The 23,723-nt window shown below is 71.6% G+C and carries 21 protein-coding genes and 1 tRNA gene; 13 read left to right on the top strand and 9 right to left on the bottom strand.

Annotated elements, in window-relative coordinates:
* Nucleotides 1–249: 249 nt before the first annotated feature.
* The 5 genes from acs (at nt 250) to A949_RS38935 (ending at nt 5,789) form a co-directional block, all read left to right on the top strand.
* Nucleotides 250–2,217: an acetate--CoA ligase gene (acs, locus tag A949_RS0108385; protein ID WP_019355558.1), complete on the top strand. Its 1,968-nt coding sequence runs from the start codon at nt 250–252 to the stop codon at nt 2,215–2,217.
* 210 nt (nt 2,218–2,427) lie between these two features.
* On the top strand, nt 2,428–3,963 hold the full coding sequence (nhaA, locus tag A949_RS0108380; RefSeq protein ID WP_019355557.1) for a Na+/H+ antiporter NhaA: 1,536 nt from the start codon (nt 2,428–2,430) through the stop codon (nt 3,961–3,963).
* A 99-nt stretch (nt 3,964–4,062) separates the two neighbouring features.
* Entirely contained in the window at nt 4,063–4,533 is a 471-nt protein-coding gene (locus A949_RS0108375) for a phage holin family protein (RefSeq protein WP_019355556.1), read from the top strand.
* Nucleotides 4,530–5,474 carry an alpha/beta fold hydrolase gene (locus A949_RS0108370; RefSeq protein ID WP_019355555.1) on the top strand — a complete coding sequence of 315 codons (945 nt, stop codon included), beginning with the start codon at nt 4,530–4,532 and terminating at the stop codon, nt 5,472–5,474. The genes A949_RS0108375 and A949_RS0108370 overlap by 4 nt, the downstream gene beginning before the upstream one ends.
* Before the next feature lie 129 nt (nt 5,475–5,603).
* Nucleotides 5,604–5,789 (top strand): hypothetical protein, encoded by a 186-nt coding sequence (locus A949_RS38935; protein ID WP_078565371.1) that lies wholly within the window; start codon nt 5,604–5,606, stop codon nt 5,787–5,789.
* A gap of 121 nt (nt 5,790–5,910) precedes the next feature.
* Here the strand turns inward: A949_RS38935 and A949_RS0108365 are convergent, their stop codons facing one another.
* From A949_RS0108365 to nth, 3 genes are all read right to left on the bottom strand, one after another.
* The gene (locus A949_RS0108365) at nt 5,911–7,110 is read right to left on the bottom strand and encodes a MarP family serine protease (protein ID WP_019355554.1); all 1,200 of its coding nucleotides are present in this window, start codon (nt 7,108–7,110) and stop codon (nt 5,911–5,913) included.
* 210 nt (nt 7,111–7,320) lie between these two features.
* Entirely contained in the window at nt 7,321–8,013 is a 693-nt protein-coding gene (locus tag A949_RS0108360) for an NUDIX hydrolase (protein ID WP_051019426.1), read from the bottom strand.
* Nucleotides 8,014–8,054: 41 nt separating this feature from the next.
* On the bottom strand, nt 8,055–9,203 hold the full coding sequence (gene nth, locus A949_RS32860; protein ID WP_019355552.1) for an endonuclease III: 1,149 nt from the start codon (nt 9,201–9,203) through the stop codon (nt 8,055–8,057).
* Between the two features lie 265 nt (nt 9,204–9,468).
* On the opposite strand from nth, the gene A949_RS0108350 reads away from it, so the two are divergent.
* On the top strand, nt 9,469–10,143 hold the full coding sequence (locus tag A949_RS0108350; RefSeq protein ID WP_019355551.1) for a Crp/Fnr family transcriptional regulator: 675 nt from the start codon (nt 9,469–9,471) through the stop codon (nt 10,141–10,143).
* A 245-nt stretch (nt 10,144–10,388) separates the two neighbouring features.
* Here the strand turns inward: A949_RS0108350 and A949_RS0108345 are convergent, their stop codons facing one another.
* The 4 genes from A949_RS0108345 to A949_RS37170 all read right to left on the bottom strand — a co-directional run bounded on the left by A949_RS0108345 (nt 10,389) and on the right by A949_RS37170 (nt 13,106).
* Nucleotides 10,389–11,219 carry an MBL fold metallo-hydrolase gene (locus tag A949_RS0108345; protein ID WP_019355550.1) on the bottom strand — a complete coding sequence of 277 codons (831 nt, stop codon included), beginning with the start codon at nt 11,217–11,219 and terminating at the stop codon, nt 10,389–10,391.
* A complete protein-coding gene (locus A949_RS0108340; protein WP_019355549.1) occupies nt 11,216–12,097 on the bottom strand; it encodes an NUDIX hydrolase in 882 nt (293 codons plus the stop codon). Before A949_RS0108340 ends, A949_RS0108345 begins: the two co-directional genes overlap by 4 nt.
* A gap of 386 nt (nt 12,098–12,483) precedes the next feature.
* Entirely contained in the window at nt 12,484–12,948 is a 465-nt protein-coding gene (locus A949_RS0108330; RefSeq protein ID WP_019355548.1) for a RidA family protein, read from the bottom strand.
* Nucleotides 12,945–13,106, bottom strand: coding sequence for a DUF4177 domain-containing protein (locus A949_RS37170; protein ID WP_019355547.1), 162 nt, complete (start codon nt 13,104–13,106; stop codon nt 12,945–12,947). The genes A949_RS0108330 and A949_RS37170 overlap by 4 nt, the downstream gene beginning before the upstream one ends.
* 172 nt (nt 13,107–13,278) lie before the next feature.
* Here A949_RS37170 and A949_RS0108320 point away from each other — a divergent pair, with 172 nt between their 5' ends.
* Nucleotides 13,279–14,277, top strand: a complete 999-nt coding sequence (locus tag A949_RS0108320) for an ArsA-related P-loop ATPase (RefSeq protein ID WP_037706024.1) — start codon at nt 13,279–13,281, stop codon at nt 14,275–14,277.
* Between the two features lie 71 nt (nt 14,278–14,348).
* Nucleotides 14,349–15,929 carry an ArsA-related P-loop ATPase gene (locus tag A949_RS0108315; protein ID WP_019355545.1) on the top strand — a complete coding sequence of 527 codons (1,581 nt, stop codon included), beginning with the start codon at nt 14,349–14,351 and terminating at the stop codon, nt 15,927–15,929.
* A gap of 195 nt (nt 15,930–16,124) precedes the next feature.
* Here the strand turns inward: A949_RS0108315 and A949_RS0108310 are convergent, their stop codons facing one another.
* Nucleotides 16,125–16,475, bottom strand: coding sequence for a WhiB family transcriptional regulator (locus tag A949_RS0108310; RefSeq protein ID WP_019355544.1), 351 nt, complete (start codon nt 16,473–16,475; stop codon nt 16,125–16,127).
* 440 nt (nt 16,476–16,915) lie between these two features.
* On the opposite strand from A949_RS0108310, the gene A949_RS0108305 reads away from it, so the two are divergent.
* Nucleotides 16,916–19,270 (top strand): transglycosylase domain-containing protein, encoded by a 2,355-nt coding sequence (locus A949_RS0108305; RefSeq protein WP_019355543.1) that lies wholly within the window; start codon nt 16,916–16,918, stop codon nt 19,268–19,270.
* A 363-nt stretch (nt 19,271–19,633) separates the two neighbouring features.
* On the opposite strand, the gene A949_RS0108300 is transcribed toward A949_RS0108305, so the two are convergent.
* Entirely contained in the window at nt 19,634–20,098 is a 465-nt protein-coding gene (locus A949_RS0108300; protein ID WP_019355542.1) for a GatB/YqeY domain-containing protein, read from the bottom strand.
* Nucleotides 20,099–20,327: 229 nt separating this feature from the next.
* Between A949_RS0108300 and A949_RS0108295 the strand changes: the two genes are divergently transcribed.
* From A949_RS0108295 to A949_RS0108280, 4 genes are all read left to right on the top strand, one after another.
* Nucleotides 20,328–21,272 (top strand): metallophosphoesterase, encoded by a 945-nt coding sequence (locus A949_RS0108295; protein WP_019355541.1) that lies wholly within the window; start codon nt 20,328–20,330, stop codon nt 21,270–21,272.
* A gap of 104 nt (nt 21,273–21,376) precedes the next feature.
* Nucleotides 21,377–21,450 (top strand) — tRNA-Pro (locus tag A949_RS0108290).
* A gap of 559 nt (nt 21,451–22,009) precedes the next feature.
* Nucleotides 22,010–22,822, top strand: coding sequence for a DUF6551 family protein (locus A949_RS0108285; protein ID WP_019355540.1), 813 nt, complete (start codon nt 22,010–22,012; stop codon nt 22,820–22,822).
* A gap of 287 nt (nt 22,823–23,109) precedes the next feature.
* The gene (locus A949_RS0108280) at nt 23,110–23,418 is read left to right on the top strand and encodes a hypothetical protein (RefSeq protein ID WP_019355539.1); all 309 of its coding nucleotides are present in this window, start codon (nt 23,110–23,112) and stop codon (nt 23,416–23,418) included.
* The last annotated feature ends 305 nt before the right edge of the window (nt 23,419–23,723 follow it).

The following is a 23,723-nucleotide window of genomic DNA, read 5'->3' as shown; positions in this document are numbered from 1 at the left end:
CTGCTGACGGGACAGCGCGCAACAGGGGGCGCCGCCGGGCGATTTCGTCGCGCGGAGGCGCCCCGCGGCGTGCGGGAACGCGGCACACTCCGGTGTGGCGCGGGACGACACGCAACCACTCCCGGAATGCCGCTGTACCCAGCAGGGTCCGAGGTGCCAGGATCACCCGGGGGTTGACCGGGCTCCCGCGATCACTAAGCATGCCAGTTATCAGGTATTGGTCTACACCACTTGCCGACGGGAGCCGACATGAACGAGAGTCCTTCCCTCTCCAACCTGCTCAAGGAGGAGCGCCGGTTCGCGCCGCCCGCCGAGCTGGCCGCGAACGCCAACGTGACCGCTGCGGCGTACGAGCAGGCCGAGGCCGACCGGCTGGGCTTCTGGGCCGCACAGGCACGGCGGCTGTCCTGGGGCACCGAGCCGACCGAGACGCTGGACTGGTCGAATCCACCGTTCGCCAAGTGGTTCAAGGACGGCAAGCTCAACGTCGCCTACAACTGCGTGGACCGCCATGTGGAGGCCGGTCACGGCGACCGGGTCGCCATCAACTTCGAGGGCGAGCCGGGCGACACCCGCACCCTCACCTACGCGGACCTCCAGCGCGAGGTCTCGCAGGCCGCCAACGCGCTGACCGAACTCGGTGTGCAGGCGGGCGACCGGGTCGCCGTGTACATGCCGATGATCCCGGAGACGGTCGTCGCGATGCTGGCGTGCGCCCGGATCGGAGCGCCGCACTCGGTCGTCTTCGGCGGCTTCTCCGCCGACGCGCTGGCCACCCGGATCGAGGACGCGGACGCCCGGGTCGTCATCACCGCCGACGGCGGCTACCGCAAGGGCGCGGCGTCCGCGCTCAAGCCCGCGGTCGACGAGGCGCTCACCCGGCCGGGCGCCGAGAAGGTCCGCAACGTCCTGGTCGTCAAGCGGACCGGCCAGGAGGACATCGCCTGGCACGAGGAGCGCGACCTGTGGTGGCACGAGGTGGTCGGCCGCCAGTCCGAGCAGCACACGCCGCAGGACTTCGACGCCGAGCACCCGCTGTTCATCCTGTACACCTCGGGCACCACGGGCAAGCCGAAGGGCATCCTGCACACCACCGGCGGCTACCTCACTCAGGTCGCCTACACCTCGCACGCGGTCTTCGACCTCAAGCCGGAGACGGACGTGTTCTGGTGCACGGCCGACGTCGGCTGGGTGACGGGCCACTCCTACATCGTCTACGGCCCGCTCGCCAACGGTGCGACGGAGGTGCTGTACGAGGGCACTCCCGACTCGCCGCACAAGGGCCGCTGGTGGGAGATCGTGCAGAAGTACGGCGTCACCGTGCTCTACACCGCGCCGACGGCGATCCGCGCGAGCATGAAGTGGGGCGACGACATCCCCGCGAAGTTCGACCTGTCGTCGCTGCGCATCCTGGGTTCGGTGGGCGAGCCCATCAACCCCGAGGCGTGGGTGTGGTATCGGCACCACATCGGCGGGGACCGCACACCGGTGGTGGACACCTGGTGGCAGACGGAGACCGGCGGCATGATGATCAGCCCGCTGCCGGGCGTCACCGAGGCCAAGCCGGGCTCGGCGCAGGTACCGCTGCCCGGCATCTCGGCGACCGTCGTGGACGACGAGGCCAACGAGGTGGCCGACGGCGCCGGCGGCTACCTCGTGCTGACCGAGCCGTGGCCGTCGATGCTGCGCACCATCTGGGGCGACGACCAGCGCTTCCTCGACACCTACTGGTCGCGCTTCGAGAACAAGTACTTCGCGGGTGACGGCGCCAAGAAGGACGACGACGGCGACGTGTGGCTGCTGGGCCGGGTGGACGATGTGATGCTCGTCTCCGGCCACAACATCTCCACCACGGAGGTCGAGTCCGCCCTGGTCTCCCACCCCAAGGTGGCCGAAGCCGCGGTCGTGGGCGCGACCGACCCGCAGACGACGCAGGCCATCTGCGCGTTCGTCATCCTGCGCGGCGGCACGGCCGAGGACGGGGAACTGGTCGAGGAACTGCGCGCGCACGTCGCCAAGCAGCTCGGCCCGATCGCCAAGCCGAAGCGCATCCTGCCGGTCGCGGAGCTGCCCAAGACCCGCTCCGGAAAGATCATGCGCCGGCTGCTGCGCGACGTGGCGGAGAACCGGACGCTGGGTGACACCCAGACCCTCACCGACTCGTCTGTGATGGACCTCATCCAGTCCAAGCTGCCGAGCGCCGCCAGCGAGGACTGACGCCGCCGACGCGGGCCGCGCCGCACCCGCACGGGGCCCTGCCGGCCCCGTCGGCGGGAGGGGCATCCGGACAACCGACCGGGTGCCCCTCACCCGTTTGGTTAGGCTGGCTGTGTCGCCTCCACCGGGCGACAGGTCCGTGGGCGAGCCGGGAAGTCTGGTCGGCACACACCACAGGTGTGTCCGCGCCACCTTCCGGAGGCCCCCGCCATGACACCGCCGCACCGCCCTGACCAGGGCACCGACCCCCAGCAGCCGGGGCAGTCCCCCCGACAGGACGCGCAGGCCACCGCGCGGCCCGAGCACTCCGCCGGGCAGGACCGAGAGACCGCCGACCGGATCGAGGCGCCCGCCGGGCAGGACGGCGCTCACCGTTCGGTCTTCCTCGGCAGGCTCCCGCTGCGCGAACGTACGTTCCTGGCGGACGCGCTCCGCACCGAGACGGTCGGCGGCACCCTGCTGCTGGCCGCCGCGGTCGTCGCCCTGCTGCTCGCCAACACCGCAGCCGGCGGCTTCTACCAGGACGTCAAGGACTTCCACTTCGGCCCCGAGGCACTCCATCTGAACCTCTCGGTGGCCGACTGGGCGAAGGACGGCCTGCTCACCCTGTTCTTCTTCGTCGCCGGGATCGAGCTCAAGCGGGAGCTGGTCGCGGGGGAACTCCGCGATCCGCGGGCCGCCGCCCTGCCGATCGTCGCGGCCGTGTGCGGGATGGCCGTCCCCGCGCTGGTCTATCTGGCCTTCGCCGCCGGGGGCGGGGACCTGCGCGGCTGGGCGATCCCGATGGCGACCGACATCGCCTTCGCGCTCGGGGTGCTGGCCGTGCTCGGCACCGGCCTGCCCTCCGCGCTGCGTGCCTTCCTGCTGACCCTCGCCGTCGTCGACGACCTCGGCGCCATCGTCATCATCGCGATCTTCTACTCGGCGGGCATCAGCTTCGGGGCGCTGGCGGGCGCCGTGGCCGGACTGGCCGTCTTCTGGTTCCTGCACCACCGGGGGGTGCGCGGCTGGTACGTGTACGTCCCGCTCGCCCTCGTCGTGTGGGGGCTGATGCACGCCAGCGGGGTGCACGCCACGGTCGCCGGGGTCGCGATGGGCCTGATGCTGCGCTGCTCCCTGCGCCCCGGCGAGGAGACCTCACCGGCCACCCGCATCGAACACCAGGTCAGGCCGCTCTCGTCCGGACTGGCCGTGCCCGTCTTCGCCCTCTTCGCGGCCGGCGTGACGGTCTCGGGCGGCGCGCTGGGCGACGTGTTCAGCAAGCCGGAGACGCTGGGCGTGGTGTTCGGTCTGCTCGCGGGCAAGACACTGGGGGTGTTCGGCGGCGCGTGGGCCGCGGTGCGCTTCACCAAGGCCGAGCTGAACCGCGAGCTGGGCTGGGCCGACGTACTGGCCATCGCCGCGCTGTCCGGCATCGGCTTCACCGTCTCACTGCTGATCAGCGAACTGGCCTTCACCGACGATCCCGTGCTCGCCGACGAGGCCAAGGCCGCCGTGCTGATCGGCTCCCTACTGGCCGCGGTGTTCGCCGGAATCCTGCTCAAGGTCCGGGCCCGCAGGCACCGTTCGCTGGTGGACGCCGAGAACCGCGACGAGGACGGCGACGGTGTCCCCGACGTGTACGAGGAGCACAACCCCGACTTCCATCTGCGGATGGCGGCGCTCTACGAGGCGAAGGCGGCGGAGCACCGCAGGCTCGCCGAAGTGGCCACAGGCCACGACGTGACGGACGATGGTCCGGCATGATCGGAGCCTGACCGGCCACCGCGAGGGAACCCCGCACGCAAGCCAGGGAACTCCGGGCCCGCACCGCGGCGGGCCCTCACTACCGCAAGGGAGACAGCGATGAGCGCAGCCGACGACGGCCGCAGCCTCGGCCAGTTGGTCGCAGCGGCGACCGCGGAGATGTCCGCACTGGTGCACGACGAGATCGCGCTGGCCAAGGCCGAGCTGCGACAGGACGTCAAGCGGGGCGTGCTGGGCAGCGGCGCCGCCCTGATCGCGGGGGTCTTCCTGCTCTTCGCGCTCCCCGTGCTGAGCTTCGCCGCCGCCTACGGCATCCACAACCTGGGGCTCGGCCTCGCCTGGTCGTTCCTGATCGTGGGCGGCGCCTTCATCGCCCTCGCGCTGCTCCTGCTGCTGCTGGCGCTGGCCAAGTTCAAGAAGGTCTCCAAGAGCAAGAGCCCGCAGAAGTCGGTGGCCTCCGCGAAGCAGACCGCCGCGGTCCTCTCGCACGCCAAGCCGCACCCGCGCGCGGCCGGGGACGGCGGCGAGGAGCACCCGCAGCTCCAGGGTGTGACACGCTCGTCCGTATGACGCTCGCAGACAGCCCGGCGGCGGTGATCCGTCCCGAGGGCCCCTGGACGCACCGGGACGTGGCAGCCAACGGAGCGCTGTTCCACATCGCCGAGATGGGTGAGGGCCCGCTGGTACTGCTGGTGCACGGTTTCCCGCAGTACTGGTGGGCGTGGCGGCACCAGCTCCCCGCGCTGGCCGAAGCGGGCTACCGGGCCGTGGCGATGGACCTGCGCGGAGTGGGCGGCAGCGACCGTACGCCGCGCGGCTACGACCCGGCCAACCTCGCGCTCGACGTGACCGGGGTGATCCGCTCGCTGGGCGAGCCCGACGCGGCACTGGTCGGGCACGACCTGGGCGGCTACCTGGCGTGGACGGCGGCGGTGATGCGGCCCAAGCTGATCCGCCGCCTCGTCGTCGCCTCGATGCCGCACCCGCGCCGCTGGCGGGCCGCCATGCTGCGGGACGTCCGGCAGACGGCGGCCGGCTCCTACATCTGGGGGTTCCAGCGCCCGTGGCTGCCCGAACGCCGGCTCGTGGCGGACGACGGCGCCCTGGTGGAGCGGCTGATCCGGGACTGGGCCGGCCCCCGGCCGCCCGGCCCGGCCGGGGACGCGGGCGTCCTGGCGGTGGAGAATTACCGGCGGGCGATGTGCGTACCCTCCACGGCGCACTGCTCGGTGGAACCGTACCGGTGGCTGGTGCGGTCGCTGGCGCGGCCGGACGGGATGCAGTTCTACCGCCGGATGAAGCGTCCGGTGCGAGTGCCGACACTGCATCTGCACGGTTCACTCGATCCGGTGATGCGGACCCGGAGCGCGGCGGGGTCGGGCGAGTACGTCGAGGCCCCGTACCGCTGGCGCCTGTTCGACGGGCTGGGGCACTATCCGCACGAGGAGGACCCGGCGGGCTTCACCGGTGAGCTGGTGCACTGGCTGAGCGATCCGGAACCGGACCGCTGAGCCGGCGGCCGGAACCCGGCGGTGCCGCCGTCCCCGGCGCCGGACGGCCGCACAGATGTGCCCGGCGCATAGGCCGATTGCCGGATCCCGGGGCGATTACTGACCTTGGGGCGGGGGCAGGGACCCGGTATGGGGTTGACGCACGACTTCCGTGACGTGGCACGTAACCGCAGCCATCCGAGGTACCCGCGCGGCCGGGCTCTCCCGCGCGCCGCGACCCGGCTGCATCCCACCGACGCAGAACTGGGCATTCCCCGCATCCTGCGTCGCCGCGCACGCTGGGTCGGCGCGAGACTGCGGCACAACCGCTCCTGACCGGCCCCGCCGCACTCACCGGCGTTGTCGCCGGCGTCGGCGCCGTCCTCGCGCGAGCGGCAGAGCTGTCCGGCCGGTCCCCCGGCCCCCGCGTGTGGTGCGGCAGGGCCGGGCCCGGCCGTCAGATCGCGCAGCCCTGGGTGTCCGCCTGCCGCTGGTCCGTGCGCCCGCGGGTGATGTCCTCGCGGATCTCGTCGACACTGAGGGCATAGCCGGTGCGGTCGTCCTTCAGGGACTTCGCGAAGATCACGCCGTAGACGCGGCCGTCGGGGGTGAGCAGCGGGCCGCCGGAGTTGCCCGGCCGGATCGCGGTGTAGAGCGAGTAGATGTCCCGGCTGACGGTGCCCCGGTGGTAGATGTCGGGGCCTTCCGCCTGCAACCGCCCGCGCACCCGGGCGGAGCGGACGTCGTAGCCGCCGTTCTCCGGGAAGCCGGCCACGATCGCGTCGTCGCCGCTGTGCGGATCCCGCTTCGCGAAGCGCAGCGCGGGCGCGTTCAGCTCGGGAACGTCCAGCACCGCGATGTCCCGCTTCCAGTCGTAGCGCACGACACGGGCGCTGTAGCGCCGCCCCTCGCCGCCGATCTGCACCGTCGGCTGCTGCACGCCGCCCACGACGTGCGCGTTCGTCATCACCCTGCCCTTCGAGAAGACGAACCCGGTGCCCTCCACCTCCTTCCGGCAGCTCTGCGCCGTGCCGACGACCTTGACGATGCTGCGCTTGGCCCGCTCCGCGACGGGGCTGCCCGCCAGTTCGGGACTCGGCGGCGGGACGTCCTGGATCGGCTCCGTGGCGAAGGGTGAGAAGACCTGCGGGTAGCCGTTCTTGGCGAGAACGGCGGAGAAATCGTCGAACCAGGCGTTGGCCTGCTGCGGCATCACATGCGAGACGCCGAGCAGCACCCTGGAGTTGCGCACTTCCTTGCCGAGCGTCGGCAGGGACGTGCCGGCCAGCGCGGAGCCGATCAGCCAGGCGACGATCAGCATCGCGACGACGTTGACGAACGCGCCGCCCGTCGCGTCCAGGGCCCGGGCCGGGGTCCAGGTGATGTACTGCCGCAGCCTGTTGCCCAGATGGGTGGTGAGGGCCTGGCCGACGGAGGCACAGATGATCACGATGATCACCGCGGCTATCGCCCATCCCGTCCCCGGCCGGTCGCCCGAGGTGAACTGGTCCCAGAGCAGGGGCAGGACGAGCAGCGCGATCAGACCGCCCCCGAGGAATCCCAGGACGGACAGGATGCCGACGACGAAGCCCTGGCGGTAGCCGACGAGCGCGAACCACACCGCAGCCACGATCAGCAGTACGTCCAGCACGTTCACCGAATCAGCCTCGCCTCGGGTCCATCCCGGCAGTCCATTCCCCCCGCTCCGGCAGCACTCGACACGCGGGCCGGACCGGTCCGAGCGCCGCCCCTGCGCCAGGGCCGGGGCCGGGCGGTCGCCGTGCGGCGGCGGCACCCGGAGAGCGGAAGAGACACCGTCTCATGCGGGCGCGGATGCGAGGGGCACGCGGGTCGTCGATCGCGGGCGTCACGCCTTCCAGTCGAGCGGGACCCGGCGGCCGCGGTCCCAGGGGCGCTCCCACCCGGCGTAGTGCAGGATGCGGTCGATGAGACCGGCCGTGAACCCCCACACCAGCGCGGAGCCCACCAGAAAGGCGGGGCCGACGTGTCCGGCCGGGTGCACGGCCATCACGCGGTTGCCCGGGTCGGTGAGGTCCGAGACCGGGACGGTGAAGACCCGGGCCGTCTCCGCCGGGTCCACCGGCGCCACCGGAGTGCGGCGGTGCCACCAGCCGAGCACCGGCGTGACGACGAATCCGCTCACGGGGATGTAGAGGCTGGGCAGTATCCCGAACACCTGTACGCCCGAGGGGTCGAGTCCGGTCTCCTCCTCGGCCTCGCGAAGCGCGGCGCGCAGCCTGCCGTCCCCTTCCGGATCGCCGTCCTCCGGGTCCAGTGCCCCGCCCGGGAAGGAGGGCTGCCCGGCGTGCGAGCGCAGGCTGGAGGCACGCTCGATCAGCAGCAGCTCGGGGCCGCGCGGACCGTCCCCGAACAGCACGAGCACGGCGGACGGCCGGCCGCCGCCGTCGCGCGGCGGCAGGAAGCGGCTGAGCTGGCTCGCCTCGACCCCCGCCGCCGCGTCGCTCACCGGAACGAGCCACGGCGGCAGCCCCTTGGCGCTGACCTCGATCGGCACCGAGGGCGGGGGGCCACCTGCCACCGGGCACTCCGCCGCATGGTCCGAGGACCGGCCGGGACCCGTCACCGAGCCGCCCCGGGGGCGGAATCCGCGTCGGGAGTGGCGGCCGAACCGGTGGCCGGGGCCCGGGAGGGCAGCGGGGGCGCGGGACGCCCCGGGTAGTCGGCCGGCGGCTTGAGCCGCTGCCCCGGCTGACCGCCCATCTCGTACTTGAGCAGCTTCTTCGCCTTCTCCGGGTCCGTCTCGCCTTCCCCGTAGGACGGGCACAGCTCGGCGATGGGGCAGGCACCGCAGGCGGGCTTGCGGGAGTGGCACACGCGGCGGCCGTGGAAGATCGTGCGGTGCGAGAACATCGTCCACTCGCTCTCCGGCAGCAGGTCGTCGATCTCCTGCTCGACCTTGACCGCGTCCGTCTGCTCGGTGAGCTTCCAGCGGCGCACCAGCCGGCCGAAGTGGGTGTCGACGGTCAGCCCCGGGACGCCGAAGGCGTTGCCGAGCACCACGAACGCCGTCTTGCGGCCGACACCGGGCAGCTTCACCAGCTCGTCCACCGAGCCGGGGACCTCGCCGCCGTGGTCGTCCCGCAGCGCCGCGGAGAGGCCGAGCAGGGACTTGGCCTTGGAGCGGAAGAAGCCGGTGGGACGGATCAGCTCCTCCAGCGCCTCCGGATCGGCCGCCGCCATGTCCTCCGGGGTGGGGTACGCGGCGAAGAGCGCGGGAGTCGTCTGATTGACGCGCAGATCCGTGGTCTGCGCCGAGAGGACCGTGGCCACCAGAAGCTCGAACGGGTTCTCGAAATCCAGCTCGGGGTGCGCGTAGTAGTACACCTCGGCCAGTGCGCTGTTGATCCGCGCGGCCCGCTTCGCCCGGGCCGCCTGCGACTCCGGCTTGCTCCCGGACGCCTTCGCGGCGGCGGCCTTGGCGGGGGTGGCCTTCTTCGCGGTTGCCTTCTTCGCGGGGGTGGCCTTCTTCGCGGTCGCCTTTTTCGCGGGGGTCGCCTTCTTCGCCTTCGCCGCGGGGGCCGCCTTCTTCGCCGCGGAGGTCTTCCGCGCGGGAGCCTCGCCGGTCGGGGCCTGCTTCGCGGCGGTCGTCCGCTTCGCCGCCGGGGCCTTCCCGGCCGCCTTGACGGGCTTGGCGGTGCCGGTTCCCCCGGCGGCCTTCCCGGCAGCAGCCTTCCGTGCCGGGGCCGCGGCCGCCTCCTGTTCGCTCACAGCGGAATCCTCCGTCGCCGTCACCCGCCCAGCCCCCTCTCTGTCCGTGCGCTTCCCGGGGTATTGGACACTCGGCCAGCGTAAAGGGGCTCACCGACATTCGTGGCACAGGCGGCGGATCCGGGACCCTAGCGCGCCCCGCGTTGGGGGCGACAGCATGCGTACGTCAAACTTATGGCTGATTGCTGTGACTGATCGCATGGTTTCACCGTCCGGCATCATGGGTTCCACGGATCCCATGGGCAGGTCGACAAGGAGAGAACTCGTGGACGACGTTCTGCGGCGCGCCCCGCTCTTCGCGGCGCTCGATGAGGAGCAGGCCGCCGAGCTGCGCGCCTCCATGACGGAGACGACGCTCGCTCGCGGCGAGGCCCTCTTCCACGAGGGTGACCCGGGTGACCGCCTCTACGTGGTGACCGAAGGCAAGGTGAAGCTGCACCGCACCTCCCCCGACGGCCGGGAGAACATGCTGGCGGTGCTGGGCCCCGGGGAGCTGATCGGAGAGCTCTCCCTGTTCGACCCGGGTCCGCGGACGGCCACCGCCTCGGCGCTGACCGAGGTCAGGCTGCTGGGCCTGGGCCACGGCGACCTCCAGCCCTGGCTGAACGCCCGGCCCGAGGTGGCCTCGGCACTGCTGCGGGCCATCGCCCGACGGCTGCGGCGCACCAACGACTCCATGTCCGACCTGGTCTTCTCCGACGTGCCCGGCCGGGTGGCCAAGCAGCTCCTGGACCTCTCCCGCCGCTTCGGCGTGCAGTCCGAGGAGGGCATCCACGTCGTCCACGACCTGACCCAGGAGGAGCTGGCCCAGTTGGTGGGCGCCTCCCGGGAGACCGTCAACAAGGCGCTGGCCGACTTCGCCGGGCGCGGCTGGCTGCGGCTGGAGGCCCGCGCGGTGATCCTGCTGGACATCGAGCGGCTGGCGAAGCGCTCGCGCTGACCGCCGGACAAGTGGCCCGCCGGACCGGTGGGCCGACGGCTCCAGCGGCCCGGGACCGACCGGCCGAACCGCTCGCGGATCCGTACGGCGTGACGCCGCCCGGGTGGCAGGTCAGGGGCGTTCTCCTGCGGAGGGCGCCCCTGACGGCGTGCGGAGTGGTGCGCCTGTCCCCACGGCGTGCGGACGCGGCTCGGGCCGCACGCGGCGCCGCGCGGCCCGTATCCGGTCAGCGGCCTCCCGGCACCTCACACCAGCCCATGTTCGAACAGATAGTCGAGCTGGGCCCGCACCGACAGCTCCGCAGCCGGCCACAGTGATCTGTCCACGTCCGCATAGACCTGGGCCACCACCTCGGCAGCCGTCCGATGCCCCTGCTCGACGGCCGTCTCCACCTGCGCGAGCCGCTTGGCGCGGTGCGCGAGATAGAAGTCGATCGCCCCCTGCGCGTCGTCGAGCACCGGGCCGTGACCGGGCAGGACGCGGCCGACACCGTCGTCCACCGTCAGGGAGCGCAGCGCGCGCAGCGAGTCGAGATAGTCGCCGAGCCTGCCGTCCGGATGCGCGACGACCGTGGTGCCCCGCCCGAGCACCGTGTCGCCGGTGAGCACCGCCGCGTCGGCCGGGAGGTGGAAGGAGAGCGAGTCGGCGGTGTGCCCCGGTGTGGGCACCACACGCAGTTCCAGTCCGCCCGTTGCCACGACGTCCCCCGCGCCGAGCCCCTCGTCGCCCAGGCGCAGCGCCGGGTCGAGCGCACGGACCGGTGAGCCGGTCAGCTCGGCGAACCGTGCCGCCCCCTCGGCGTGGTCCGGGTGCCCGTGGGTGAGCAGGGTCAGCGCGACCCGCTTGCCCAGCCGCTCGGCCGCCTCCACGACCCGGCGCAGGTGCGCGTCGTCCAGCGGGCCCGGGTCGATGACGACGGCGAGCGGGGAGTCGGGCTCGGCGACGATCCAGGTGTTGGTGCCGTCCAGCGTCATGGGCGACGGGTTGGGGGCCAGGACACAGTGGGCACGGCTGCTGACCTGGCCGCCCGGGGCGCCGCCGCGCGGCTGGCCGGGAAGTGCTGCCGCGTCGGTCATGAGGGATCGATCCTCTTGGTGAACTCGTCGTGCCCGGGCCAGCTCAGCACGATCTGGCCGCCCTCCAGGCCGGCGCGGGCGAGCACGGGTGCCAGGTCGCACCCTCCGGCCGCGGCCAGGGCCTCGGCCGCCGTCGGATGCGGCGCCAGTTGGCGCAGGGTCGCGATGGTGGGCGGCATCATCAGCAGCTCCCCCCGGTCGTAGCCCGCGGCGGCGTCCTGGGGGCGCACCCAGACCGTCCGGTCGGCCTCGGTCGAGGCGTTGCGGGTTCGCTGGCCCTCGGGGAGCGCGGCGACGAAGAAGTAGGTGTCGTAGCGGCGGGCCTCGAACTCCGGTGTGATCCAGCGCGCCCAGGCACCCAGCAGGTCGTCCCGCAGGACGAGCCCTCTGCGGTCCAGGAACTCGGCGAAGGACAGCTCGTGGGCCACCAGCGCCGCGCGGTCCGCCTCCCAGTCCTCCCCGGTGGTGTCGGCGACGACGCTGTCCGGGTCGGACCCGGCCAGCAGGACGCCGGACTCCTCGAAGGTCTCCCGGACAGCCGCACACACGATCGCCCGCGCCGTGGCCTCGTCCGTCCCCAGCCGCTCGGCCCACGAGGCGGCCGACGGCCCCGCCGCGTCCGCGCCGCGCGCGTCCCGCGGGTCGACGGAGCCGCCCGGATACGCGTATGCGCCGCCCGCGAACGCCATCGAGGCGCGGCGCCGCAGCATGTGGACGGCGGGGCCGTCCGGAGTGTCCCGCAGGAGCATCACGGTCGCGGCCCTGCGCGGGGTCACCGGGGTCAGCTCGCCCGCGGCCAGGGCGCGGATGCGCTCCGGCCACTCGGGCGGATACCACTGGCCGTTCCGGCCGGGCGGAGTGGACGACGAGGAGGACATGGCCGGATGCTACGGCCCGCCGCCCCGATGTTCGAGAGGCAGCGAGGTCACCCGCGACGGCGTACCGGGCACGGACGCCGTCGACGAGTGCCGGCCGGGCGGGGGCGGGCCCGAACAGCCCGCCCCCGCCCCGGAGGCGTGAACCGGCCGAGCGGCCCCGAAGGCCGATGCGTCCGACCGGCCCGGCGCGCCGGCCGCGCCTCGGCTCCCGTGCAGCAGTTCGGCTCTCGGTGCAGCGGTCCAGCGCCGGTGCGGTCCGTACGGTCCGACGCGCCCGGATGGCCCGGCGCGCCGGTACGGTCCATACGGTCCGACGCGCCCGGATGGCCCGGCGCGCCGGTACGGTCCATACGGTCCGACGCGCCCGGATGGCCCGTACGGTCGGTTCAGTCCGCCAGCTCGACCTGCATCTCGACCTCGACCGGCGCGTCCAGCGGCAGGACCGCCACTCCGACGGCGCTGCGCGCGTGGACGCCCTTGTCGCCCAGCACCTCGCCCAGCAGCTCGCTGGCGCCGTTGATGACACCGGGCTGCCCGGTGAAGTCCGGCGCCGAGGCGACGAACCCGGTGACCTTGACGACGCGGGCGATCCGGTCGAGGTCCCCGGCCACGGACTTGACGGCGGCCAGCGCGTTCAGCGCCGCCGTGCGCGCCAGGTCCTTCGCCTCCTCGGGGGTGACCTCGGCGCCGACCTTCCCGGTCATCGGCAGGGTGCCCGACACCAGCGGAACCTGGCCCGCGGTGTGGATGTACCGGCCGCTCTGCACCGCCGGGACGTAGGCGCCGGCGGGGGTGGCGGTCTCGGGCAGCGCGAGCCCGAGCTGCGCGAGCCTGTCCTCGGCCGCGCTCACGCCTGCTTCTCCCGCTTCAGGTAGGCCACGAGCTGCTCGGGGTTGTTCGGCCCGGGCACGACCTGGACCAGTTCCCAGCCGTCTTCGCCCCAGGTGTCGAGGATCTGCTTGGTCGCGTGCACGAGGAGCGGCACGGTCGAGTATTCCCACTTCGTCATGGGGAGACCCTAACGAACGCCGGCGTCGGGGAGACCGCCGCGAGGACCCTGTTCCGGGACGCGCTGCCGCGCGGCCCCCGGGCCGGAGCACGACCGGCACCGGCGCCCGGTTCCCGGGGTCGCCGACGACCGGTCTCGCCGGAGCCGCAGGCAACGAATTAGGCTCCCAGCCGTGAGCAGGCTCCACGTAGTGACCGGCAAGGGCGGGACCGGCAAGACGACGGTCGCCGCCGCGCTCGCGCTGGCGCTGGCGCAGGACGGGCGGCGCACGCTGCTCGTCGAGGTGGAAGGGCGCCAGGGCATCGCGCAGCTCTTCGAGACGGAACCGCTGCCGTACGAAGAGCGCAAGATCGCCGTCTCGCACGGCAGCGGCGAGGTGTACGCGCTGGCGATCGACGCCGAGCGGGCGCTGCTCGACTACCTCCAGATGTTCTACAAGCTCGGCAGCGCCGGGCGGGCGCTCAAGCGGCTGGGCGCCGTCGACTTCGCGACCACCATCGCGCCCGGGCTGCGCGATGTGCTGCTGACCGGGAAGGCGTGCGAGGCGGTACGCCGCACGGACAGGCAGCAGCGGCCCGTCTACGACGCCGTGGTGATGGACGCGCCGCCCACCGGCCGCATCGCGCGCTTCCTCGGCGTCAACGAGGAGGTGGCCGGACTCGCCAAGGTCGGCCCCGTGCACAACCAGGCGCAGGGCGTCATGCGGCTGCTGAAGTCGCCGGACACGGCTGTGCACCTGGTCACGCTGCTGGAGGAGATGCCCGTCCAGGAAACGGTCGACGGCATCGCCGAACTCCGGGCCGCGGGGCTGCCCGCCGCTTCCGTGCTGGTCAACATGGTGCGTCCCCGGCTGCCGGGCGAGGAGCAGGTGGGGGCGGCGCGGGGGCGCACGGACGAACTGGTCCGCGCCTTCGCCCGCGCCGGGCTCGAGGACGAGCACCGTACAGGGGCCGCCGAGCAGCTCGTGGCGCCGCTGCTGGAGCAGGGCAGGGAGCACGCCGAACGCGTCGAACTGGAACGCGGGCTGCGCGCCGAACTGTCCGCGCAGGGGCTGCCGGTGCGGGAGCTCGGCCTGCTCGGTCAGGGCGTCGAGCCGGCGGGCCTGTACGGCCTCGCCCGCTCCCTGCACAGCCAGTGGCGGACCACCGGGACGGACGGCCCGCACCCGTGAGCCCCGGGCACCCCGAGCCGCCGCAGCCCCCCGTGCCACCACCCGCGACCTCCGGGGAAGGAGAGGCATCCATGGCCATGCCGCTGGACGCCGACGCGCTGGACCTCGACCCGCTGCTGGACGATCCGACCACCAGGATCGTCGTCTGCTGCGGCTCCGGAGGAGTCGGCAAGACCACCACGGCCGCCGCCCTGGGCGTGCGCGCCGCCGAACGCGGCCGCCGGACCGTCGTCCTGACCATCGACCCCGCCCGGCGGCTCGCCCAGTCCATGGGCCTGTCCGAGCTGGACAACACCCCGCGCGAGGTGCCCGGCGTCGACCGCGCGGCGGGCGGCGAACTGCACGCCATGATGCTCGACATGAAGCGCACGTTCGACGAGATCGTCGAGACGCACGCCGACCCCGACCGCGCCAAGGCCATCCTGGAGAACCCCTTCTACCAGTCGCTCTCCACCGGCTTCGCCGGGACCCAGGAGTACATGGCGATGGAGAAGCTCGGTCAGCTCCGCGCGGGCGACGAATGGGACCTGATCGTCGTCGACACCCCGCCGTCCCGGTCGGCTCTGGACTTCCTGGACGCGCCCAAGCGCCTCGGCTCGTTCCTGGACGGGAAGTTCATCAAGCTGATGATGGCGCCCGCACGGGTCGGCGGCCGGGCCGGGATGAAGGTCGTGAACCTCGGCATGGCCGGGCTCTCGCTCTTCACCGGCGCCCTCGACAAGCTCCTGGGCGCCGGCCTGCTGCGGGACGTGCAGACCTTCGTGGCCGCCATGGACACCATGTTCGGCGGCTTCCGCACCCGCGCGGACGCCACCTACCGGCTGCTCCAGGCCCCCGGAACCGCCTTCCTCGTCGTGGCGGCGCCGGAGCGGGACGCGCTGCGCGAGGCGTCGTACTTCGTGGAGCGGCTGTCCGCGGACCGGATGCCGCTGGCCGGGCTGGTGCTCAACCGGGTGCACGACAGCCGCGCGTCCTGGCTGAGCGCCGAGCGGGCCCTCGCGGCCGCGGAAAATCTCGAGGACGGCGGCATTGTGGATCGCGAGCGGGGGAAGGGTCTGCATCGCGGCGCTCCATCGGCCGGTCCGGCGGATCCCGAGGACGGCTCCCCCGCCTCCCCGAGCCCAGGCACAGCCGGATCCGGCACCGCACTCGAGGCGAACGACCGACACAGGACGGCGCGAGCCGGGGCCCGGCAGACCGGCACGCGGCGGCCCGGAACCGCGGAGCGAGCGGTCCCCGACGCGCGGTCGGCCGCCGATCAGCCGTCGGGCGACAGCGCCCGCCCGCACGAGGACGCTCGTCCCGAGGACGCAGGTCACGAGGGCATGAGCCCCGAGAGCACGGGCCCCGAGGCCGTGCGTCGGGACGGCGTCCCGGTCGCGGACGGCGCCGTGGACGACGAGCTCGCCGTGCTGGCCGCGGGGCTGCTGCGGCTGCACGCCGACCGTATGCGGCTGCTGGACCGCGAGCAGCGCACGCGCGACCGCTTCACGGCCGCGCATCCGGACGTGCCGGTGGCCCAGGTGACCGCGCTGCCCGGAGACGTACACGACCTGGACGGCCTGCGCACCATCGGCACCCGTCTCGCCCACCAGCGCGAACGTGCTGACGCCGCGGCCGGAGCCGAAGCGTCCGGCGCCGCAGCGGACTGACGCGGCCGGCCAGCCCGAACGCACCCGCCGGCTCGACACGAGCCGACCGGGCCGGACGGTCCCGCCGCAGCCGGGCCCGGGCTCGCGAGCCGACCGGGGCCGACGGACCTGAACCGGACCGTCCTGAACCGACCAGGGCGGAGCCGGGCAGGGCGGATCGGCCGACGCTCGGCGCAGGACCGTTCCTCCTGGTGATCAGCCCACCGCTGCGTACCGTTCGTGTTCCTCCGCCTCGAGCTCCACGTCGACCGGCAGCAGCACGCCGGTGCTGCGCTCGTACTCGGAGCGCGCCGTCTCCAGCAGGCGCCGCCAGGAGGTGACCGTGGGGCGTCGGCGCAGCAGAGCTCTGCGCTCGCGCTCGGTCATTCCTCCCCAGACGCCGAATTCCACGCGGTTGTCCAAAGCGTCGGCAAGACATTCCGTGCGAACCGGACACCCTGTGCACACGGCCTTCGCGCGGTTCTGCGCGGCGCCCTGCACGAACAGTTCGTCCGGATCCGTGGAGCGACAGGCGGCCTGCGCGCTCCAGTCTGTTACCCAGCTCATTGCCGGTGCCGTCCTCTCCCGAATCGAGGCTCCCCCACGGCGGCGAACGGCATATTCACCGTTGCCAGTTGAGGACGTTACGGAAGAGCACACAGCACGCAACACCCCCTTCGGGCCCAATCTTGGATGGCCCGAACGGACTATGCGTGCGCAGGACATCACCCAACGGAGTGACCTGGGAGCACTGCGGCGGACACACGAGCGAAGAGCAGCTCCGGGGCGCCGCCCACGCGCGCACCGCAGGGGCGCAGAAGGGACGAACACGAAGGAAAAGGAAGAGGGGGGGTGGGAGGGGAGCGAGGGAAAGCAGAGGGGCGTGAGGTGACGCGAGGTGTCAGAGTGACAGCGACCCCAGCGTAGGTGCCCCGCACGGCCCTGTCCGGCGTTTGCCACGCTTCCCCACCGGTGCCGCGCCGCCGACGCGTCGTACGCTTCTACCCATGGCTAAGAAGCGCGCGGGCAGCGGAGTCAGCAAGCCCCAGCAGATCGCCAAGTTCGTCGGGGTGAGTGTGCTGGCGGGGATGGTGATGGCCGGGCTCGCGCTGCCCGCCGTCGGAACACTCGGACTGGCCACGAAGGGCACCGTGGAGGGCTTCGACGAGCTTCCGGTGAACCTCAAGCGCCCGCCGCTCAGCCAGCGCACCACGATCCTCGACAACGAGGGCGGCGAGATCGCCAAGGTCTACTCGCGCGACCGCACGGTCGTCGACCTGAAGGACATCTCGCCGTACCTGCGCAAGGCGATCGTCGACATCGAGGACGCGCGCTTCTACCAGCACGGCGCCGTCGACCTCAAGGGCGTCCTGCGGGCACTGAACCGCAACGCGCAGTCCGGCCAGGTCTCCCAAGGTGCCTCCACGCTCACCCAGCAGTACGTCAAGAACGTCTTCGTCGAGGAGGCCGGGAACGACGCGCAGAAGGTCGCCCAGGCCACCAAGCAGACGATCGGCCGCAAGATCAAGGAGCTGAAGTACGCGATCCAGGTCGAGGAGGAACTGGGCAAGAAGAAGATCCTGGAGAACTACCTCAACATCACCTTCTTCGGCCAGCAGGCATACGGCGTCGAAGCGGCGGCGCAACGATACTTCTCGCTGTCCGCCAAGGAGCTGAACCTGGAGCAGTCGGCGCTGCTGGCGGGCATCGTCCAGTCACCGTCCCGGTACGACCCGATCGTCAACGAGGACGAGGCGCTCAAGCGGCGCAACACCGTGCTCAACAAGATGGCCGTGCACCACGACATCACCCGCGAGCAGGCCGAGTCCGCCAAGGAGAAGCCCCTCGGGCTGGACGTCAGCAGCCCCAAGAACGGCTGCATCACCGCCACCATGGGCGCGGGCTTCTTCTGCGACTACGTGCGCCAGGTCTTCCTGACCGACGATTCCTTCGGCAAGACCCGCAAGGAGCGCGCCAAGCGCTGGAACCGCGGCGGCCTCACGATCAGGACCACGCTCGACCCGAAGGCGCAGAAGTCGGTCCAGAAGTCGATCAAGGCCCATGTGAACCAGTCGGACAAGGTCGCGACCGCGGCGACGATAGTGCAGCCCGGCACCGGCAAGATCCTGGGCATGGGCCAGTCCCGCCCCTACGGCTTCAAGCCCAAGGAGAACGAGACCCAGATAAACCTCTCGGTCGACAGCTCCATGGGCGGCGGCGCCGGATACCAGCCGGGATCCACGTTCAAGCCCGTGATCGCCGCCGCCGCGCTGGACGGGGGCATCAGCCCCTACAAGTCCTACCCCTCGCCCTACCGCATGCAGTACCCCTCCCCGGTCGACACCTGCAACGGCAAATGGCGCGGCAAGGCACCGGTCGAGAACGAGAACAGCACCGAGGTCGGCCCCTACCGGATGAAGGAAGCGACCGCGAAGTCGGTCAACACCTACTTCGTCTCCCTGATAGAGGAGACCGGGATCTGCCCGGTGACGAAGATGGCGAAGAAGATGGGCATCGAACGAGCCGACGGCAAGAAGATCGACCAGGTGCCGTCGATCTCGCTCGGCACCCAGGAGATGTCGCCGCTGACCATGGCCGAGGGCTACGCGACCTTCGCCAACCGCGGCGTGCACTGCACCCCGGTCGCCATCGAGTCGATCACCGACGCGCAGGGCGAGAAGCTGGACGTGCCCAAGACCTCGTGCAAGCGTGCGATGAAGGCGAAGACCGCCGACACCGTCAACTCGCTGCTGCGCGGCGTGGTCGAGGACGGCACCGGCAAGAAGGCCGGACTGGACGGCCGCGACAGCGCCGGCAAGACCGGCACCACCGACCAGCGGTACGCCGCCTGGTTCGTCGGCTACACCCCCAACATGTCCGGCGCCGTCTGGGTCGGCGACCCGGCCCACCGCACGCGGATGGTCGACATCACCATCGGCGGTGTCCCGCACGCCAAGGTCTTCGGCGGCGAGGTCCCCGGACCCATCTGGCGGGACGCGATGGCCGGTGCGCTGGCCGGCGAGTCCGCACCCGACTTCCACCACGTACCGATCCGGGACGGCGGCAAGAAGCACCGCACCCCCAAGCCGCCCTCCCCGCCGCAGCCGGACGACAACGGCAGCGACAACAAGCCCCGGAACCCGTGGCCGGACATCACCGTCCCGCCGAACCTGATCGGCGGCGGTGACGCCAACGGCGGCGGCAACGGAGGCAACGGCGGCGGCGGGCCCGGCGGCGACACCGGCGACGTCGGAGGCGGCGGCCTCCCGGGCGGCAACGGCAACGGAGGCGGCGGCGCCGACGGCGGTGGAGCCGCCGACGGAGGCGGCGGCTGGGACGCGGGAGCGGGCGGCTTCCCGTAGCCGCGGGGTTCCGGCACGGGACGCGGGCCTGCGGGGTTCCGGTACGGGACGCGGGCTCGCGCGGCGCGGGGCCCGCTGCGCGGGTGGCGGGTCCGGTGATGGCTGCGGCCGTCCCGGGGCGGACCGGCCTCCGGGCGGGTCGGCGGCGCAGGCGGACACTCCGCACCGGACCCGCCGACAGGCCATGAGGAAGGGGCACCCTCCTGCGGAGGGTGCCCCTTCCGGTACAGGGCGCCGCTTACGTCGTCGGCATGCTGCTGGTCGTACCAAGGAGCCGCCCGACCAGCACAGCAGCCCGGGCCCACCGGCAGGCAACCAGGCCCCCGCCCCCAGGCCACACCACCCCGAGCTAGCCCGCGAGCCCTAGCCCGCGAGCCGCTTCTTGACCGCCGCGGCGACCCGGCCGCCCTCGGCACGGCCCGCGACCTTCGGATTCACGACCTTCATGACGGCCCCCATCGCCCTGGGCCCCTCGGCCCCGGCCGCCCGGGCCTCCTCGACGGCCTCGGCGACCAGCGCGTCCAGCTCCTCGTCCGTGAGCTGCTCGGGCAGATAGTCCGCGAGCACCTCGCCCTCGGCCCGCTCCCGCTCCGCCTGCTCGGTACGGCCCCCGTCCGCGAACGCCTCGGCCGCCTCCCGCCGCTTCTTCGCCTCGCGGGTGATCACCTTCTGCACCTCGTCGTCGGAGAGCTCGCGGGCACTCGTACCGGCGACCTCCTCCTTCGTGATCGCGGCAAGGGTCATCCGGAGAGTGGCGGAACGGAGCTCGTCGCGCTCCTTGATCGCTGCGGTCAGGTCGTCCTGCAGCCGGGACTTGAGCGTGGTCATGGGGCCAGTGTGCCAGCACACGGCCGCCGAGCGCCGGGGATATCCGGGCGGCCGCACCCCTCCCGAGCCCCCAGCCGGGCCCGCGGCGGGGCCGACGGCGAGGAACCCGGCGAAGACCCCGCGAGGCCCGAGGGCAAAGCCGCGGCCGTTCCGCCAGGGAGGGGCACCCCGCCGGGAGCGGCACCTCGCAGCACCGCGACCCCGCCTGCCGGTCTGCGACCATGGGGCCATGCGCGCGCGATACCGGATCCCCCTCAAGACAGCCCTCGGCATCACGGCACTCGGCGCGGCGTGCGTCGGGTACGCGGCCGGTGTGGAAGTCCGCTCGTTCCGCCTGCGACGGGTCTCGGTGCCCGTCCTGCCCCCCGGCATGCATCCGCTGCGCGTCCTGCAGGTCTCCGACATCCACATGGTCAGCGGCCAGCGGAAGAAGCAGCGGTGGCTGCAGGAGCTGGCCGGACTGCGGCCGGACTTCGTGATCAACACCGGGGACAACCTCTCCGACCCCGAAGCCGTACCCGAAGTCCTCGACGCCCTCGGCCCGTTGATGGAGTACCCGGGCGCCTACGTCTTCGGCTCGAACGACTACTACGGCCCCAGGCTGCGCAACCCCGCCAAGTACCTCATGGAGAAGACGTCCGGCAGGCACGGCCTGAACGGCAATCCGCCCGCAGTCGGCGTCGTCCACAACCCGTGGGAGGAGCTGCGCGACGCCTTCGACTCGGTCGGCTGGGCCGGCCTCTCCAACACCAGGGGCCGCATCAAGCTGGACGGCGGCCAGGAGGTCGCGCTGACCGGACTGGACGACCCGCACATCAAGCGGGACCGCTACGGCGAGGTCGCCGGCGGCCCCGAGGCGGACGCGGACCTCTCCCTCGCCGTCGTCCACGCTCCGTACCTGCGCGTCCTCGACGCCTTCACCGCCGACCGCTACCCGCTGATCCTGGCCGGCCACACCCACGGCGGCCAGCTCTGCGTCCCCTTCTACGGGGCGCTCGTCACCAACTGCGACATCGACACCGACCGGGTCAAGGGCCTCTCCACCCACCGCGCGGGCGGGCACGAGTCGTACCTGCACGTCAGCGCGGGATGCGGAGCCAGCCGCTACACCCCGGTCCGCTTCGCCTGCCCCCCGGAAGCGACCCTCCTCACCCTCACCCCCCGCGAGAACTGACCCCACGCCCCCTCCCCGGACCGCTTCCCGCCCCGGGACGGACCTCCCAGCGAAACCCGATTTCGCCTCAGCGCTCCCCTGGGCTAAAGTAGTCGTCGTTGCTTCGGGGTGTAGCGCAGCTTGGCAGCGCGCTTCGTTCGGGACGAAGAGGTCGTGGGTTCAAATCCCGCCACCCCGACTGAAGAAACAGCAGGTCAGGCCCGGTCTTCTGCTAAGGAAGACCGGGCCTGTTGCGTTGCTCCAAGACTCTCGGGAGAAATCCGGGAGAAGATCTTGGAGATCCCCCCCAACCTGGCTCCCGGGAGGGCACCGCTCACGCCCCGGGTACTCTCTCCGGCCTGGAACAGTCGGGTGGCAGAGTGGACGCTAGACGGCCTCGCCAACGGCGCGGCTGTCCCCAGCGAGCGAAGATCGAGCAAACGGACCTTGGACACCATCGCGCCGCGACCCGGCGTCCCCCTCGTGCGACGGGGACGCGAGGGACACGGTTCCGTTCTATCCCGTGGCTCTACGCGGGTCTGAGTGCAGGGCGAACAAGTCCGCTCTGCCCCCGGAAGAACAACAGAGGGCATGAACAGTTGCTGTCCTGGCGGCACTTCGCTGCCGTACCGCCCGAGAGGGGATCGCCTCGAAGGGGCAAGGAGATCAGGCGTGATAACCTTCATGCCGCGCTGTATCCCAAAATCCCGGCTCTAGCCGCAAACTCCCCCTAACGCAGCGCTGGAAGAGGCACAGCTATGCCTAAGGCTCGGTATTCGTTCGAGCTGCCTGAGCATGACGTCGACTACGGTGTCGAGGTTTCCATCAAGAACCTCAACATCGATCCGCAGGCTCAGAGGACTCTCGGCGAGAAGCGCGCGCAGAACATCGCCAACAACATGGTGCGCGAGGCCCTCGGTTCGATCATCGTGTCGGAACGCCCCAACGGAGACCTGTACATCGTTGATGGTCAGCACCGGTGGCGCGCCTGCGCTCTCGCCGGCATCCCGGCCATCATGGCGGAGGTCCATCACGGCCTGTCGCAGGCACAGGAAGCCATCCTCTTCCTGATCAAGAATCGAGAGTCCCACAAGCCTCGTCCCATCGACGAGTACCACGTGGGGCTCACCGGTGGCGTCCCCCTCTTCGTCGACACGGACCGGATCCTCGACAAGCACGGACTTACGTTGGGCTCCACGTCCACGAACGGGGTGGGCGCCGTGTCCGGCGTCCTGCAGATCGTCGACCGCTACGGGTCATCCGTCTTCGACCGGACACTCACCGTAGCCGAGGACTCCTGGGAGCGTTCAGCGGAAACCTGGGACGGCATGCTCCTGGGCGGCATCGGCATGTTCCTCGGCCGGTGGGGGGACCTCGTCGACGACAAGGAACTCGCTCGGAAGATCCAGTCCATGGGTTCTGCCGCCAAGTGGCGCTCCGAGATCCTTAGCCAGTCGTCGCGAGGCGGGTTCAACAACAGCGGTACGGGTTCTCGTGTTTCGACCGCTTACCGTCTCGTCGCGCACGCGTGGAACAAGGGCCGCAAGGCCGAGAATCGCATCGAGGCGTAACTCAACGTTCAGCCGGCGCCTTCAATGAACGAAGGCGACAAGTCACCGGCTTGGCTTGAGCTTTCGCTGCTCAATTCGCGTGCCCGATAGGTCCTTGGTACTGCGATCCAGTCGACTCCCCGCTCAGATGGGTATGTAATGAGCTGCACTACAACTATGCCCATTGGGGACGGGTTTCGAGGCTTTTACATCTACATGTGAAGTGAGCCATCGATGTGCTCATGTCTTGCCGACCTCATCGAAAAGGGTCTGCAGCCGTGTTCCAACTCCTTGACGGAATTCCGTCAGTGGGGACCGCCATCGTTGCCGGTATCGCTGCCACGATGCTGGCCGTAGCAAGGTTGGTCAAGAACCTCCCCAAAGATTCGTTCAGCAAGTTCTTCGAGTACCGGACCACCAAATACCAGATCATCGCCCGGGATACGAAGGGCCGCGTGGCGATGATGCAGAAGCAGCGACTGGTATTTCTCGCTTTCTTTTCCGTGTGCGTCGCTATCGTGGTTCTGGTCCTCGTCGTTCAGCGGGGCAAGATGGCCGACGTGCCGGAGTCGCCGCCCACTCCGACGAACACGCACTCGGCTCCGCCTGCCCAGTAGATACAAGCGCTGCTCCCGGGCGCCTCACCACGAATGGGAGCGCCCAGGACCGGGCCATGGTCGCCCCACATGCCTCGGGGCGGGCCGGGATTCATGGCGTCCAGGTGGAAGTACACCGGTAGCCGAAGGCGCGCATTGGAGGTCGCGGCTGCCACCGGGCGCCGACTTCTAGAGATCTGCCCCAGACATACGACAGGGCCGCTCCTCCGAAGAGGAGCGGCCCTGTCTCGTTGCTACGCCGCGAGTAGAAGTCGGTCGAGGACGGCTACTGGGGATCGGGGGTGCATGGCCCGGCGTGCAGCCAG

Source organism: Streptomyces sp. AA1529 (genome assembly GCF_000280905.1).
Classification (GTDB): Bacteria; Actinomycetota; Actinomycetes; order Streptomycetales; family Streptomycetaceae; genus Streptomyces.
Note: the sequence above shows the minus strand (reverse complement) of the source record. Positions and strands in the feature narration are given on the sequence as shown.

Coding starts and splice junctions, on each gene's coding strand:
- A949_RS0108305 (WP_019355543.1), top strand. CDS start 16,916: ATGGCTAAGAAGCGCGCGGGCAGCGGAGTCAGCAAGCCCCAGCAGATC.
- A949_RS0108285 (WP_019355540.1), top strand. CDS start 22,010: ATGCCTAAGGCTCGGTATTCGTTCGAGCTGCCTGAGCATGACGTCGAC.
- A949_RS0108340 (WP_019355549.1), bottom strand. CDS start 12,097: ATGTCCTCCTCGTCGTCCACTCCGCCCGGCCGGAACGGCCAGTGGTAT.
- A949_RS0108370 (WP_019355555.1), top strand. CDS start 4,530: ATGACGCTCGCAGACAGCCCGGCGGCGGTGATCCGTCCCGAGGGCCCC.
- A949_RS0108345 (WP_019355550.1), bottom strand. CDS start 11,219: ATGACCGACGCGGCAGCACTTCCCGGCCAGCCGCGCGGCGGCGCCCCG.
- acs (WP_019355558.1), top strand. CDS start 250: ATGAACGAGAGTCCTTCCCTCTCCAACCTGCTCAAGGAGGAGCGCCGG.
- nhaA (WP_019355557.1), top strand. CDS start 2,428: ATGACACCGCCGCACCGCCCTGACCAGGGCACCGACCCCCAGCAGCCG.
- A949_RS0108315 (WP_019355545.1), top strand. CDS start 14,349: ATGGCCATGCCGCTGGACGCCGACGCGCTGGACCTCGACCCGCTGCTG.
- A949_RS0108295 (WP_019355541.1), top strand. CDS start 20,328: ATGCGCGCGCGATACCGGATCCCCCTCAAGACAGCCCTCGGCATCACG.
- A949_RS37170 (WP_019355547.1), bottom strand. CDS start 13,106: ATGACGAAGTGGGAATACTCGACCGTGCCGCTCCTCGTGCACGCGACC.
- A949_RS0108310 (WP_019355544.1), bottom strand. CDS start 16,475: ATGAGCTGGGTAACAGACTGGAGCGCGCAGGCCGCCTGTCGCTCCACG.
- A949_RS0108375 (WP_019355556.1), top strand. CDS start 4,063: ATGAGCGCAGCCGACGACGGCCGCAGCCTCGGCCAGTTGGTCGCAGCG.
- A949_RS0108300 (WP_019355542.1), bottom strand. CDS start 20,098: ATGACCACGCTCAAGTCCCGGCTGCAGGACGACCTGACCGCAGCGATC.
- A949_RS38935 (WP_078565371.1), top strand. CDS start 5,604: ATGGGGTTGACGCACGACTTCCGTGACGTGGCACGTAACCGCAGCCAT.